The 14,433-nt window shown below is 55.5% G+C and carries 15 protein-coding genes and 2 tRNA genes; 10 read left to right on the top strand and 7 right to left on the bottom strand.

Features of this window, described 5'->3' with window-relative positions; translation table 11 throughout:
• Positions 1-13: 13 nt before the first annotated feature.
• Complete coding sequence (locus tag B4M48_RS07450) at positions 14-244, top strand: YccJ family protein (RefSeq protein WP_039383674.1); 231 nt, start codon at positions 14-16, stop codon at positions 242-244.
• Positions 245-297: 53 nt separating this feature from the next.
• The gene (locus B4M48_RS07445; protein WP_094111352.1) at positions 298-1,671 is read left to right on the top strand and encodes an NAD-dependent succinate-semialdehyde dehydrogenase; all 1,374 of its coding nucleotides are present in this window, start codon (positions 298-300) and stop codon (positions 1,669-1,671) included.
• Positions 1,672-1,721: 50 nt separating this feature from the next.
• Here B4M48_RS07445 and agp read toward each other — a convergent pair whose 3' ends face one another.
• From agp to B4M48_RS07430, 3 genes are all read right to left on the bottom strand, one after another.
• Positions 1,722-3,359: a bifunctional glucose-1-phosphatase/inositol phosphatase gene (agp, locus tag B4M48_RS07440; protein ID WP_288656341.1), complete on the bottom strand. Its 1,638-nt coding sequence runs from the start codon at positions 3,357-3,359 to the stop codon at positions 1,722-1,724.
• A 223-nt stretch (positions 3,360-3,582) separates the two neighbouring features.
• A tRNA-Ser gene (locus tag B4M48_RS07435) sits at positions 3,583-3,670 on the bottom strand.
• A gap of 34 nt (positions 3,671-3,704) precedes the next feature.
• Positions 3,705-3,792, bottom strand: a tRNA-Ser gene (locus tag B4M48_RS07430).
• A 223-nt stretch (positions 3,793-4,015) separates the two neighbouring features.
• On the opposite strand from B4M48_RS07430, the gene yccA reads away from it, so the two are divergent.
• Positions 4,016-4,672, top strand: coding sequence for an FtsH protease modulator YccA (yccA, locus tag B4M48_RS07425; protein WP_039383670.1), 657 nt, complete (start codon positions 4,016-4,018; stop codon positions 4,670-4,672).
• Between the two features lie 100 nt (positions 4,673-4,772).
• The gene (locus B4M48_RS07420; protein ID WP_039383668.1) at positions 4,773-5,099 is read left to right on the top strand and encodes a TusE/DsrC/DsvC family sulfur relay protein; all 327 of its coding nucleotides are present in this window, start codon (positions 4,773-4,775) and stop codon (positions 5,097-5,099) included.
• Here B4M48_RS07420 and yccX read toward each other — a convergent pair whose 3' ends face one another.
• Positions 5,100-5,378, bottom strand: coding sequence for an acylphosphatase (gene yccX, locus B4M48_RS07415; protein ID WP_039383666.1), 279 nt, complete (start codon positions 5,376-5,378; stop codon positions 5,100-5,102).
• Between the two features lie 85 nt (positions 5,379-5,463).
• On the opposite strand from yccX, the gene rlmI reads away from it, so the two are divergent.
• Both rlmI and hspQ read left to right on the top strand, forming a co-directional pair.
• Positions 5,464-6,654 (top strand): 23S rRNA (cytosine(1962)-C(5))-methyltransferase RlmI, encoded by a 1,191-nt coding sequence (gene rlmI / locus B4M48_RS07410; protein WP_039383665.1) that lies wholly within the window; start codon positions 5,464-5,466, stop codon positions 6,652-6,654.
• Between the two features lie 59 nt (positions 6,655-6,713).
• Positions 6,714-7,031, top strand: a complete 318-nt coding sequence (hspQ, locus tag B4M48_RS07405) for a heat shock protein HspQ (protein WP_039383664.1) — start codon at positions 6,714-6,716, stop codon at positions 7,029-7,031.
• A 38-nt stretch (positions 7,032-7,069) separates the two neighbouring features.
• On the opposite strand, the gene B4M48_RS07400 is transcribed toward hspQ, so the two are convergent.
• Positions 7,070-7,486, bottom strand: a complete 417-nt coding sequence (locus B4M48_RS07400) for a CoA-binding protein (RefSeq protein WP_039383662.1) — start codon at positions 7,484-7,486, stop codon at positions 7,070-7,072.
• Between the two features lie 177 nt (positions 7,487-7,663).
• On the opposite strand from B4M48_RS07400, the gene B4M48_RS07395 reads away from it, so the two are divergent.
• Positions 7,664-8,284, top strand: a complete 621-nt coding sequence (locus B4M48_RS07395) for a DUF2057 family protein (protein WP_039383659.1) — start codon at positions 7,664-7,666, stop codon at positions 8,282-8,284.
• A 28-nt stretch (positions 8,285-8,312) separates the two neighbouring features.
• Here the strand turns inward: B4M48_RS07395 and helD are convergent, their stop codons facing one another.
• Entirely contained in the window at positions 8,313-10,367 is a 2,055-nt protein-coding gene (helD, locus tag B4M48_RS07390) for a DNA helicase IV (protein WP_039383656.1), read from the bottom strand.
• 123 nt (positions 10,368-10,490) lie between these two features.
• Here helD and B4M48_RS07385 point away from each other — a divergent pair, with 123 nt between their 5' ends.
• Entirely contained in the window at positions 10,491-10,934 is a 444-nt protein-coding gene (locus tag B4M48_RS07385; protein ID WP_039383653.1) for a YccF domain-containing protein, read from the top strand.
• Between the two features lie 11 nt (positions 10,935-10,945).
• Positions 10,946-13,081 carry a YccS family putative transporter gene (gene yccS, locus B4M48_RS07380; protein ID WP_071668712.1) on the top strand — a complete coding sequence of 712 codons (2,136 nt, stop codon included), beginning with the start codon at positions 10,946-10,948 and terminating at the stop codon, positions 13,079-13,081.
• A 23-nt stretch (positions 13,082-13,104) separates the two neighbouring features.
• Here yccS and B4M48_RS07375 read toward each other — a convergent pair whose 3' ends face one another.
• Positions 13,105-13,707 carry a TfoX/Sxy family DNA transformation protein gene (locus B4M48_RS07375; RefSeq protein WP_039385776.1) on the bottom strand — a complete coding sequence of 201 codons (603 nt, stop codon included), beginning with the start codon at positions 13,705-13,707 and terminating at the stop codon, positions 13,105-13,107.
• A gap of 221 nt (positions 13,708-13,928) precedes the next feature.
• Here B4M48_RS07375 and sulA point away from each other — a divergent pair, with 221 nt between their 5' ends.
• Positions 13,929-14,420 carry an SOS-induced cell division inhibitor SulA gene (sulA, locus tag B4M48_RS07370; RefSeq protein WP_039383649.1) on the top strand — a complete coding sequence of 164 codons (492 nt, stop codon included), beginning with the start codon at positions 13,929-13,931 and terminating at the stop codon, positions 14,418-14,420.
• The last annotated feature ends 13 nt before the right edge of the window (positions 14,421-14,433 follow it).

Raw genomic sequence — 14,433 nt, 5'->3', positions numbered from 1 at the left:
ACAGGAGATCATTATGTCTACAGACCAGTCCAGAGCACATCGCGTCGGCGAATGGGCGAAAATTCGTCAGACGTCCCCGGAAATTGCCGAAGCGATCTTTGAAGTTGCCAATTACGATGAAAAACTGGCAGAGCAGATCTGGGAGCAGCAGGGCAATGATGATGTGCTGATGCGCGCGTTTGATAAAACCGATCAGGATGTTCTGACATGGGACAACGTCCCTGTCGAGCGCAAAAACGTGTGAGAACCGGCGGGCATGGCCCGCCTTTTTTATGGCAACACCAACAGGGGGACGCGATGACGGCTTACCAGAGCATCAATCCGGCAAATAATCAGCTGCTGAAAAACTGGGAGACACATGATGACGCCCGCGTGTACCAGGCGCTCGAAACCGCAGATGCGCTCTACCACTCAGCCTGGAGCAAAGGTGATATCCAGCCACGCCTCCAGGTGCTGAGCCGCCTGGCCGATCTGATGGAGCAGCGCAAAGAGGAGCTGGCCACCATAGCGAGTCGCGAAATGGGCAAGCTGATTGGTCAGAGCCGTGGTGAAGTCAGCATCTGCATCAGCATTGCGCGATATTACGCTGAGCATGCCGCTGCTTTTCTGCAGCCTCAGCCCTACGCCAGCGAAATCGGGGAAGCCTGGGTGGAATATCATCCGATTGGCGTTATCGTTGCGGTTGAACCATGGAACTTCCCTTATTATCAGCTGATGCGTGTTCTGGCACCTAATCTGGCGCTGGGTAATCCGGTGCTGGCAAAACATGCCAATATTGTGCCGCACTGCGCGGATATCTTTGAGCAACTGGTACGTGAAGCGGGTGCACCAGAAGGTGCCTGGAGTAATTTGTTTATCTCCAATGAGCAGGTGGCGGATCTTATCGCTGACGATCGCGTTCAGGGCGTAGCGCTGACCGGCTCCGAACGCGCCGGCAGTGCGGTTGCACAGCAGGCGGGCAAACACCTGAAAAAATCCACCCTTGAACTGGGTGGCAATGACGTCTTTATTGTTCTGGACGATGCTGACCTGGATGAAGCGGTACGCCAGGGCGTGCAGGCACGTCTGAGCAACTGCGGACAGGTCTGCACCGCTGCTAAACGGTTTATTGTGCACGCGCAGATCGCCGAGGCGTTCATGAGCAAATTCAGCGCCGCGCTGCAGTCCGCTGTGCCGGGCGATCCGCTGGATGAAAAAACCACGCTCGGACCGCTCTCTTCCCTTGATGCGCGCGACCGGCTGGCGCGACAGGTTGAAGAGGCGGTAGAGCATGGCGCAGAGCTGCGCTTTGGCGGGCGCATTATTGAAGGCGTCGGATGCTACTATCAGCCCACTCTGCTGACCGGGCTGACGCCCGATAATCCCGCTTATTATCAGGAGTTTTTTGGCCCGGTTGCGCAGCTCTATATTGCAGAGAGTGATGAGGCTGCCGTGGCGCTGGCGAACGATTCACACTATGGCCTTGGCGGATCTATCTGGACGCGGGATATGGCGCGCGCGCGCCGGCTGGCGTCACAGATTGAAACCGGCATGGTGTTTATCAATTCACAGAGTGACACCGCAGCTGAGCTCCCCTTTGGCGGGATAAAACGCTCCGGTTACGGGCGTGAACTTTCCGATCTCGGTCTGAAAGAGTTTGCCAATCAGAAGCTGGTGGTTATTGCCGGCTGACGACCAAAAAAAACCCCGCCAGAGCGGGGTTTTTTATAGCCTGCTGCCGGTTAACCTGCGGTAGCAGGTTGCTGAGCTGGCTTTGCCTCAGCGGCGGGTTTACCGGATGCCGCCTCCGGCTGCGCGTTTTGCGCTGCAGCAGCATCAGCTTTCGCTTTATCTTCTGCTGCTTTGTCCGCTTTCGCTTTATCAGCCGCCGCTTTATCAGCGGCTGCTTTGTCCGCTTTCGCCTTATCAGCAGCGGTTTTCTCTGCGGCAGCGTCTGCTTTCGCCTTATCTGCGGCGGCGTCTGCTTTCGCTTTATCAGCAGCCGCCTTTTCAGCTTTATCTTTAGCTTTAGCGTTATCGTCAGCCGGTTTCTCTGCGGCAGCTTTCGCGTCCGGCGCACTATCTGCAGCCTGCTGCGGCTTCGCTTCCTGCACGGCCGCAGGCTGCATAGGCGTCCCCTGCAGTGCGCTGTTCAGTGCCGCAGAGAACTGCTCCCAGCTGCAATAGCCATTGGCATCAGTATCACAGCCGGCAAGCTGCAGCGTGACACGTTTTGGCGGGTTTTTGAGGCTCAGCACATCTGCGTTACGCAGCTGATCGGCGGTCTGATAGACATACTCTATTTTCAGCAGATCTTTGTTATTTTTGCCATCGTGCCAGCGTTCAAATACAACCTGTCCGCCGATAGGGGTTTTCTCATCGTTGCCCGGCAGAGTGTAAGGCTTCACCTGCAGCGCGCTGAGCAGCGAGGCGATATTTGAATCATGCCCTACCATCAGCGTTACTTTAGGTGCGCTAGCCTTATCTTCATCAACCAGCTGGCTGCGGATGTAATCCACCAGCGGTGCAGCAACTTCACGCGCAACCTCTGGCGAGCTGAAGAGCGCATCCTGATAACCGTTTTTGACTGACGCCAGCTCTTTCCACTGCTCAGGCGTTTTAATCTGCCCCCAGGCAACCTGCTCTGCCGGGAAACCTTCGTAATATTGCAGCGTGAACGCATCAACAAGGGAATTACCGATTTTCAGCGGACCGCTGACGCCTGGCTCTTTGCCATTATCTGCGCTGAAAGTGTTATCACCGCTGTCCAGCGTGCACTGCTTTTTACCATTGCAGGCAGGCGACGATTTATAATCAACAATCTTTTCCAGACGCTGCAGCGCAGGCTTCAGTGCCAGCTTCTCATTCTCTGCCGTCATCGCCGCCAGCGCTTTTTTGTTAAACGCTTCGCTGTCATCGGTAATCACCGGATTAAAGATGGGATCCATCGTTCCCATGGCATCCTGATGCGTTACCGCAACGTCACAGCCAGGAAAGGCACCCGCAGCAAAAAACTGTGCGGTCGCAACGGTGCGCTGAAGGCTATTTGCATAAATGAAAACATCGCTGGTATCCGGGCAATTGCCGCCAGCCAGCAGCCCCTGCTGCGTCAGCCACTGACGGGTATATTTACCCATATAGACTTCCAGCACGCCACCTTTGGTGGTGAGTTCACCGCCCGGCACATCCCATTGCGGCCAGCTCTTTTTAGTGGATTGCTCCAGTGCGCTGCCGTTTGTCGCCAGCGGCGCACGCAGATTGTGACGGCTCAGCATCAGCACCTGCTGCAGCTGCATATCCCCTTCTGCTGCGGTCGCTGACAGGCTTACCGGAAGCGCCGCAACAACTGACAACGCGCAAAGACTCAGTTTTTTGATCATTGTGCCCATTCCATAATTCATCAGTGAAACACTCTGGCATTCAAACGATTAGCCCGCCAAAGAGCGAATTACCGCACAGTGTAACTCAGCTTGCTGACGAAAATCGCCCGCTGTTTATAAAAACTGTGAATGGACTATAGCAGCAAACGTCAGGGTTAGAGCAGCAGGAAGGGTCGGGGCGGGAAAAGCAAAAAGCCCGCATCGCTGCGGGCTTCTTTAAATTTGGCGGAGGAAGAGAGATTCGAACTCTCGGATGGTTTCCCATCGGCGGTTTTCAAGACCGCTGCCTTAAGCCACTCGGCCATCCCTCCGGATACAGATTGTACTTTATCTGCAGAGATAAAGTGGCGGAGGAGGAGAGATTCGAACTCTCGGATGGTTTCCCATCGGCGGTTTTCAAGACCGCTGCCTTAAGCCACTCGGCCACCCCTCCGCAATGAGGCGCACTATAAACATCCCCCAGGATGATGTAAAGCGATGAATGAATCGTTCGCCTGAAAAACAGCCAAATTTGTTTTTTTCGCCGTCAAAAACAGCATTCTGCTTACTGAAACAGCAATTTATCGCGTAAAGATGGGTAAAACGCCTTTGCTGTTCTGACCCCGCTGCGTATTCTCAGCGCATGTAAGGTGTCCTCTCTCTTTAAGGAGTAAATGATGGACAAAATTATCAGCTCATCACAGCAACAATCTCTGATCGGCACTCATAAAGTCCTGCGTAATACCTATTTTCTGCTCGGCCTGACACTGGCGTTTTCTGCAGTGACCGCCACGCTGAGCACGGTCTATGCACTCCCCTCACCCGGCCTGATCCTGATGCTGGTAGGTTTTTATGGTTTGATGTTTCTGACTTACCGTCTGGCAAATAGTCCGGCCGGAATAGCAGCAGCGTTCGCCTTCACCGGCTTCCTCGGCTACTGCCTGGGGCCTATCCTCAGTTCGTTTCTGAGTGCAGGCATGGGCGATGTTATCGCCATGGCACTGGGCGGCACGGCACTGGTCTTCTTCTGCTGTTCAGCCTATGTACTGACTACCCGGCGCGACATGTCATTCCTGGGCGGTATGATGATGGCAGGCTTTGTTGTTCTGCTGGTTGCGGTCGTAGCAAACCTGTTCCTGCAGCTGCCGGCCCTGCATCTGGCTATCAGTGCGCTTTTCATTCTCTTCTCTGCAGGGGCCATTCTGTGGGAGACCAGTAACATTATTCATGGTGGCGAGACCAACTATATCCGTGCGACCGTTGGACTCTATGTCTCTCTCTATAACATCTTTGTCAGCCTGCTGAGCCTGCTGGGTTTCGCTAACCGCGACTAACGCTGCAGCGCACAAAAAGCAAACCCCGCTCTGGCGGGGTTTTTGCTTTTTCAGGCGGCGGGAATTTACAATAAGCGCAGATTACAGATGAGGAAAACGCGTGATTGTTAACGGCAGTGAGATTGTAACGGATGCAGAAGGCTATCTGACTAACCACGCAGACTGGTGTGAAGAGGTAGCGCTGGCGATCGCCCGGCAGGAAAACATTGAGATGAGCGAGGCTCACTGGGAGGTCGTCCACTTTGTACGCGACTTCTACCGGGAATTTAACACCTCGCCGGCAGTGCGCATGCTGGTAAAGGCGATGGCGAAAAAGTATGGCGAGGAAAAAGGCAACAGCCGCTATCTGTTTCGCCTCTTTCCGGACGGCCCGGCAAAGCAGGCGACAAAAATCGCCGGCCTGCCTAAACCCGCGAAGTGTCTCTGATCAGCCAGTGGTAAAGCTGGCCGGACGTTCTGTCGGCTCACAGGGCTCAGTCACGAGGTTGTCCACCCGCGCACTGCGCGGCCCTCCTGCCTGAAGCCAGCTGATTAGCGTTTCGACCTGCTGTTCCGGACCGCAGGCCAGCACTTCGACGCTGCCATCGGACTGATTACGGGCGTAACCGGTCAGGCCCAGCGCTTTCGCCTGTTGCTGGGTGTGATAACGAAAGCCCACGCCCTGTACCATGCCATATACCCGGATTGTGCAGCTGCGTTCAGCCATAGTGCCTTTCCCCTATTCCGCGTTGCAATTTGGCGCCATCCGCCGGAAAATAGCGCCTCATTTTTTCAGGTAAGCATAGCAAACTATGACCGTTCGATTGATTCTCACCAAGGGACGTGAAAAATCCCTGCTCCGCCGTCATCCCTGGGTCTTTTCCGGCGCCGTTGCGCGCATGGAAGGAAAAGCGCAGTCTGGCGAAACTATTGATATCTGCGACAGCTCTGGCAAATGGCTGGCACGTGCCGCTTATTCACCAGAGTCGCAAATTCGCGCACGCGTCTGGAGCTGGCAACAGGATGAATCAATCGATATCGCCTTCTTTGTTCGCCGTTTAGAGCAGGCGCAACAGTGGCGTGACTGGCTGGCGACCCGCGACGGACTCGACAGCTATCGCCTGATCGCCGGCGAATCAGATGGTATGCCCGGCGTAACCATCGATCGCTTTGGTCATTTTCTGGTATTGCAGCTTCTGTCCGCAGGGGCAGAGTATCAGCGGCCTGCCATTGTCTCTGCGCTGCAGCAGTGCTATCCGGAGTGCGCTATCTACGATCGTTCCGACGTCGCCGTGCGTAAGAAAGAGGGGCTGCCGCTGGCACAGGGCCCGGTGAGCGGCGAACTGCCGCCTGCCCTGCTGCCTATTACCGAGCACGGTATGAAACTGCTGGTCGATATTCAGGGCGGCCACAAGACCGGCTACTATCTTGATCAGCGCGACAGCCGTTATGCCACCCGTCGCTATGCGCAGGACGCGCGCGTGCTTAACTGCTTCTCTTATACCGGCGGATTTGCCATTTCGGCGCTGCTCGGTGGCTGTCGCGAAGTGCTGAGCGTGGATACCTCACAGGATGCGCTGGACGTAGCAAAACAGAACGTTGAGCTGAACGGGCTCGACGTGTCGCGGGCACAGTTCCTGCGGGATGACGTTTTTAAACTGCTGCGCCGCTATCGTGATGCAGGCGAAAAGTTTGATCTGATTATTATGGATCCGCCTAAATTCGTTGAGAACAAAAACCAGCTGATGGGCGCCTGCCGTGGCTATAAAGATATCAATATGCTGGCGATGCAGCTGCTTAACCCAGGCGGTATTCTGCTGACGTTCTCCTGCTCTGGCCTGATGGCTACGGATTTATTTCAGAAGATTGTGGCCGATGCGGCGCTGGATGCCGGACGTGATGTACAATTTATAGAGCAGTTCCGTCAGGCGGCCGATCACCCGGTAATAGCCAGCTATCCGGAAGGTCTCTATCTGAAAGGTTTTGCCTGCCGCGTACTGTGACTTGAAAACCTGATCCCTGCCCCCATATTTAGTGGCAGGTAAAGTTTTGGGAGGTCGCAATGATTGCCAGTAAATTTGGAATTGGACAGCAGGTCCGGCATCGTCTTTCTGGCGTGCTGGGTGTCATCGTCGATGTTGACCCTGAGTATTCGCTGGATGAGCCGGAACTGGATGAAGTTGGTGCAACGGAAACACTGCGTGCCGCCCCCTGGTATCATGTGGTGATGGAAGATGAAGAGGGTGAACAGGTGCACACCTACGTTGCAGAAGTGCAGCTGGCGGGTGAAACACTGTTCGAGCACCCAGAGCAGCCCTCTATGGATGAGCTGGCCGCCTCTATCCGGCAGCAGCTGCAGGCACCCAGCCTGCGACATTAATTATATCGGCGACGCAGGTCGCCGTTTTATTGTCTGATTCAGGCTGGCGTAATATTCAGACGCGGGATTTCAATCTTCGGACAGCGGTCCATAATCACCGTCAGGCCAGCATCACTTGCCAGCACGGCCGCCTGCTCATTGATAACGCCGAGCTGCAGCCACAGCGTTTTCGCGCCAATCGCAATAGCGTCCTGTGCCACCTCCCATGCCGCCTCAGCATTACGGAATACATCTACCATATCGACTTTACCGGGGATTTCTGCCAGTGAAGCGTAGGCGGTCTGCCCCATCAGCTGCTGCCCGGCCAGTTTAGGGCTCACCGGAATCACCTCATATCCCTGATCCAGTAAGTAACGCATCACGCCATAGCTGGGACGAGCCGGTTTGTCGCTGGCCCCCACCAGTGCGATACGACGGGTATTCATCAGCACATCACGAATTGTTTGATCGTTCATTCATTTCCCCTTCTCTTTATTGCCAGAGTGTAGCTGCCCTTTCCGCTCGCGGCGCAAGCCGCAAAGATGAAATGTTTGCGCCAGGGCACGAATAAATATGTTTAAATGTAAATTTAGTGCCATAATGAAATACTTTGCTACACATCACTGATTACCCGCCATATTTCGGGAGTAGAAATGAAGCTGTCACCGGCTGTCACAGGCATTATTGCGCTGCTTGTCACAGCATCCTGCCCCGCCATTACGCTTAAACTCGATCCGCAGATTGATTTGCTGGTGCTGGACGGGCGGAAAATTGCCGGCTCACTATTAAAAGGCGCAGACAGCCTTGAGCTGGAACAGGGGCAGCATCAGTTTCTGTTTCGCGTTGAGAAACCCTGTCCCGACGCAACCCATTTCCAGTCAGTGCCGATGATTGTCACATTTACCGCGGAAGCACACTCTGTGGCGATCCACCTGCCCTCGCTGAACAGCCGGCGTGAACGCAGCACGTTTAATAAGCTCCTGAACTTCAGGCTGATTGATGAGCGGGGCACAGAAATTGCCAGCCTGCGCGATCGTCTGCCGCAGAGCAGCAGCGGTGACATGATGCAGGCGATGATGGCTTATAACCGCGCAGCACAGACGGCATCCGTACTGCGCTTTGCTGCTCCTTCGGCGACAGCAGTAAGCGAAAACCCCGATTTTGCCTGGCAGGATGCCAGCGATTTGCCCTCAATACAGCGCTGGTTTAAACGCTTTGATGCAGCAACCCGGCAAAAGTTACTGAGCTGGATGAAAACGTTACGCACCAGCTAGCGCCTCACTTTTCCTGGCGCTGCCTGGCTCAGGCTTTACGCGCTACCGGTACACCCAGCTCACGCAGCTGTTCAACAAAGCGCGACGGACAGGCTTTATTAAACAGCAGCCACACCTGTTCACGTGCCCGCGTCATAGCCACATAAGCGAGGCGCCGCTCTTCCGCATCGGGAAAATCTTCCACGGGTGGCAGCAGCCCCTCCTCCAGCACCGACTCACGCGCCGGAGCCGGAAAGCCATCGGCTCCCTGATGGAGGCCGGTCAGGATGACGTACTCCGCCTGCTGACCTTTACTGGCATGGATTGTCATAAACTCCAGCTGTAATCCGGGCCAGCGCGTTTTTGCCCGGTCCAGCAGCGCCGGACGCAGATGATGGTAGCGCGCCAGCAGCAAAATCCTCTCTTCCGGTTTCGCAAATCCGCTGAGTTTGTCCAGCAGCCCCTCCAGCTGATCGTCCGGCAGCAGCGTTACCGCCTTTTTACTTCCTTTGCTCAGACTGGTGAGCATTTTTTTCAGCTGGTGCGGATTTTGCTGGATAAAACCATTGGCAATGTCAGCAATGCGGCTATTGAAGCGATAGGTGGTATCCAGCACGCAGCTGTCGCCGTCGCCAAAATAGTGGTGAAAAGCGGTGGTCAGATTGAGCTTAGCGCCGCTAAAACGGTAGATTGCCTGCCAGTCATCGCCTGCAGCAAACAGGCTGGTATGAGCATTCTGCGCGCGCAACGCCTTTAAAAGTGCGGCACGCTGCGGCGAGATATCCTGAAACTCATCGACCAGAATATGCTTCCAGGGGCTGATAAAACGTCTTTTTTCCAGCACCTCTGTCGCCTGCTGGATCAGGCCGGCAAAATCAACGGCGCCCTCCGCTTTAAGCGCACTTTTCCAGGCTTTCAGCAGCGGAGCCATCAGTTTTATCCGCTTACTGAAGCTATCGCGCCACGCTTCCGGAACGGCCGCGATTGTTTCCGCCTGATTACCGCTCTGCATCCGCAGCAGGCCCAGCCACTGCTCAAGACGCGGCGCCAGCCGCTGCGCGATAGCGCTATCCTGCCAGAATGCGCCGTCCGGCAACGTCCACGCCAGATCCTCCTCCAGCCACTGACGCCAGCCGCTGGCCTGCGCCTTTTTAGCCGCGCACTGCTCGCGCCAGCTCTCCAGCAGCAGCTGGCGACGGGCAGCGCTGTCACTCTCCAGCTGGCTGATAACCGGCGGCTTGCGGCCACTCTCGCGAATAATATGCAGCGCCAGCGCATGAAAGGTACGCGCCTGCAACGCCTTTACGTTAAGTTGCGTGTCCAGGCGTTGATTTATCTCTTCTGCAGCCTCCCGGCCAAATGCCAGCAGCAGTATCTGGTCAGGATGAGCCAGTCGCCGCTGCAGCAGCCAGCCAGCACGTGCCACCAGCACGGCGGTTTTACCGCTGCCTGCACCCGCCAGGACCAGCAACGTCTCTTCACCATTAACCACCGCTTCTGCCTGCGCACGATTAAGCGGTGAGCGCTCAACCGTGGCGAAAAAATCCGGATTTGCCTGAATCACCTGCTCGCTCCAGCGACGGTTACGCTGGCGAATTGTGGCTTCGCCCTGCTCCAGCCACTGCCGGCAGCGATGCCAGCGTTCACGACAGTTATCCAGCGCCTCCAGGCGCGCCAGCGGCAGCGGCAGTGCCGCAATCGTCTCGTTAACCCGGGCCAGGATAGCAGCCAGCTCACTTCGCTTCAGCCAGCGATCCTCTGCGGTCAGTTGCGAAATATGCTGCAGCAGCTCATCCAGCACGCCCGTACTGATATGGCTCATTTCAGCGCTCCACTGCTGCCAGGCGTGCTGCAGATAGTGATAAAAACGCTGCGTCTCCTGCCACTCGGTACCATGCAGCCGCACCACCTGATTCTCCGCCAGCAAAAACTCCAGCTCGCCCCATACCAGACCGCGTTTGCAGCTGATATCCAGCAGCTGATTAAACGGAATAAGGTATTCATGACGATCGCCGCTGACTTCAACACCGGCGGTCAGCAAACGCACCCGGTTGTAAGGATGCTGCGCCAGACGTTTACCCATTGCTGTTGCTTTCAGTTCCATGTCCGCATCATCAGGTGAAATTCAGTTATTGCGCAGTTTACCTGTCAGACACTTGGCGCTCCAGCCTTAAAACAGGCTAAACTTGGCGGCACATATTGCGGATTGCAAAAGGAAAAACGCGTTATGCGCACCGTTCTTAATATTCTGAATTTTATCCTTGGCGGCTTTCTCACTACGTTTGGCTGGCTCTTTGCCACGCTGGTCAGCATTGTGCTGATTTTTACGCTGCCGCTGACGCGCTCCTGCTGGGAAATCACAAAACTTTCGCTGGTCCCGTTCGGCAATGAAGCGGTTCACGTTGATGTACTGCGTCCTGACAGCAAAAGTGCGTTTCTTAACGCTGGCGGTACATTTCTGAACATCTTCTGGCTTATTTTCTTTGGCTGGTGGCTCTGCGTAATGCATATCTCAACCGGAATTGTGCAGTGCCTGAGCATTATCGGTATTCCCACCGGACTGGCGCACTTTAAGCTGGCTGCGATTTCACTCTGGCCGGTTGGCCGCCGGGTGGTCAGCGTGGAAGAGGCTCAGGCAGCGCGTGAAGCTAACGCGCGCCGCCGCTACTGAGGATCCGGTTTATGTCCGACGCTATGCCCGCCTGGCGCCGCTATCTGTTTAACAGCAGCCTGCGCTATCTGCTGCGTATTTTTCTGGCGCTGTCGGGCTGCGCTGCGTTTCCCTGGTGGCTGCAGCAGGTAGAGTGGACCATTCCGCTTACGCTGGGGGTGGTCGCTGCCGCGCTGGCCGATCTTGACGACCGCTGGACAGGCCGTCTGCGCAATCTGATCATCACCCTGTGCTGCTTCTGTATCGCGTCGGTCTCCGTTGAGCTGCTTTTCCCCAGACCCTGGGCGTTCACTGCCGGCCTGGCGCTCTCAAGCTGGGGATTTATCCTGCTGGGCGCGCTTGGCCAGCGTTACGCGACCATCGCGTTTGGTGCCCTGCTGATTGCGGTATATACCATGCTGGGTATCGGGCTCTTTCCACAGTGGTGGATGCAGCCCGCGCTGCTGCTGACGGGAGCACTCTGGTACAACCTGCTGACCTTTATTGGCCACCTGATGTTTCCGGTGCGACCCGTTCAGGAGCAGCTGGCGGCCAGCTTTTCCCAGCTGGCGCGTTATCTTGAGGCGAAAGCAAACCTGTTTGATCCGGACGGCGGTGAGCAGGATGATGCCGCTCTGATTGCCACCGCAATGGCTAACAGCCAGTTAGTCGCGCAGCTGAATCAGACTAAAAATACCATTCAGAGCCGGCTGCGCGGCGATCGGGGTTCACGCAGTACCCGCCGCAGCCTGCATTACTATTTTGTGGCGCAGGATATTCATGAGCGCGCCAGCTCTTCGCACATACAGTATCATCAGCTGCGAAATAACTGGCGTTACAACGAAATCCTGTTCCGTTTTCAGCGTCTGCTGAATATGCAGGCGCAGGCGTGTCGCCAGCTGGCTGAAACGATCGTACTGCGCCAGCGCTGGCATCACAGCAGCCATTTCGAGCGTGCTTTTGCGCGCCTTGAGACGGCCCTTGAGCGCCTGCAGCAAAGCGACCCGGATGCCGGACATGCCGCCCCGCTCTCCTGGTTACTGCGTAATTTGCGTGCCATTGATGCGCAACTTGCTTCACTTGCTTCAGAACAGCAGCTGTTTGAGACGCCGCTGCAGAGTGAGCACCATCTTTCGCGTGACACGCTGCGTGGCTGGTCCGATATACGTCTGCGTCTGAGCCGTCACCTTACGCCCGCCTCTCCGCTGTTTCGCCACGCCATCCGAATGTCGCTGGTGCTCTGTATAGGTTATGCCTTTATTCAGATTACCGGGCTGCAGCGCGGTTACTGGATACTGCTTACCAGCCTGTTTGTCTGTCAGCCCAACTATAACGCCACGCGTCGCCGGCTGGCGCTGCGTATCGGAGGGACGCTGGCAGGTGTGGCAATCGGGCTGCCGGTGCTGTGGCTGGTGCCCTCGGTGGAGGGGCAGCTGCTGCTGATCGTCCTCAGCGGCGTGCTGTTTTTTGCTTTCCGTCAGATTCAGTATGCGCAGGCCACGCTGTTTATTACCCTGCTGGTACTGCTCTGCTTCAATTTACTGGGTGAAGGCTTTGACGTGGCCCTGCCGCGTATTGTTGATACGCTTCTGGGATGCGGACTCGCCTGGCTGGCGGTGGCGTTTGTCTGGCCTGACTGGCGTTTTCGCAAACTCACCACAATAGCCGATCGCGCGCTGAATGCTAACTGCCGCTATCTGGATGCCATCATGGAACAGTATCATCAGGGCAAAGATAACCGGCTGGCTTACCGGGTCGTACGCCGGGATGCGCACAACGCTGACGCCGAACTCGCCTCTGTGGTATCGAATATAAACAGTGAACGCCGGGCAGAGCAGACGCTGCGGGAGCACGCCTTCAGACTGCTCTGCCTTAATCACTCGTTTCTGAGCTATATCTCAGCGCTGGGCGCACATCGCACCCGCTTAACACCGGGGAAACTGCTCACGCTGCTTGATGACGCCGTCTGTTTTGTTGAGGATGTTTTACAGATTGAGTGCGTGACGAACGATCGGGTAGCCGCGATGCAACATACGCTTCAGCAGCGCATTGGCGAATTGAAAACCAGTACTGAAGCCCAGGCACCTTTGATTTTGCAGCAGCTCGATTTACTAATCACACTGCTGCCTGAGATCGCCCGCCTGCGCCGCGCCCTGGCGCAGGCCTGAAACAGTAACAGCGGCTCCCGGGTTTACCGGCGTAGCCGCTCCTGGTACCAGCTGCTCAGCGCCTCTTTTACGTCAGCCGGAAGCGCCGCCTGATGATGGCCAGAGATCGCCCCTTCAAGTGCCAGCAGCGTTTTCAACCCGACATGCTTGTTGACGCTGCGCAGCTTAAGCCAGCTCTGTCGTGACCCCATCTCCTGCAGCGATTCCACCGAGCTGATCCCCGCTTTATGCAGCATCAGCTCCATACGCAAACTGAGATTAGGAAGATCCTTGAGCCGCAGCGAAATATTTTTTACTGCGGCATCAGCCTGTGCCGCCTGCAGGGAGCTGGCTGACAAACGGATCAGCTGCCTCCTGTCCTGCCATAGCTGCTGATCAACTTTGAAGTAGCTCAGGGTGACAGGGATGCCGCGCTTGCGATAAACCAGCGGCTCCAGCGGCCGCTGAACGGCATAAAGCCGCAGCGCCTCACTGGCGCGCAGGTAGAGCGTGTCATTATCAATATAGGCGAACACCACGCGCTCAATAGCCAGTGCGTAGCCGCCAAACTGCGTACGCGACTCTATATCTCCCAGAACCGACAGGGCGTCGATCGATTGCTCTACTACCTCATTTTTTCGCTTCATCATGTCCCTTTTCCTCATTCCTTGTGCAGGGTATTTCCTATAAAACATCGACTATTCATTTAGTTAGAAGATAAAAAAAACGATTTACTGATTCAATGAATAAAACGCTTTTAATGCCATCTTCTGCCAGTTTTGAGAGACATTTTCAGAAAATGAAGTTGATCTCTGTTAATTTAAACAGTACTGTACATTCATCCAGTTCACTACTGAGCGAGTATATTATGCGCACGCATTTCTCTGGCCCTGTTGATCGTTCCTCCTGGTTAGCGCCTTCCACTGCAGTTCAGCCGTCAATGGGCGGTATAACGGAATTACGCTACAGTGAGCATCCTGGCATGATGCAATTGCTTCTGCTTCCGGTGCTCAAACAGCTGAGCGAACAGTCACGCTGGCAGCTCTGGCTGACGCCAGCGCATAAAGTCAGCCGCCGCTGGATCCAGCAGTCTGGTCTGCCGCTTGAGAAGAGTATGCATATTACTGAATCAGATCGGCTCAGTACGGTTGAGAATATGGTGAAAGCGCTGCGTACCGGAAATTACAGCGTAGTGCTGGCCTGGATACCCTGTGAACTGCAAGAGAATGAGCGTCAGATGCTGCAGCAGGCAGCAGAAGAAGGCGAAGCTTTGGGTCTGATTATGCGCCCGGAAGAAGCTGATATCATTTCTGCCAGACAACCCGGAAGCACAAAAATTCCCTCGGATTTGTTTCATTAAGTAAAAAGTGAGA

The sequence above is a fragment of the Pantoea sp. UBA6567 genome (assembly GCF_002434165.1).
In the GTDB taxonomy this organism is placed as follows: Bacteria; Pseudomonadota; Gammaproteobacteria; order Enterobacterales; family Enterobacteriaceae; genus Pantoea; species Pantoea eucrina.
The sequence above is the reverse complement of the archived record's forward strand: the minus strand, read 5'-3'. Positions and strand labels throughout refer to the sequence as shown.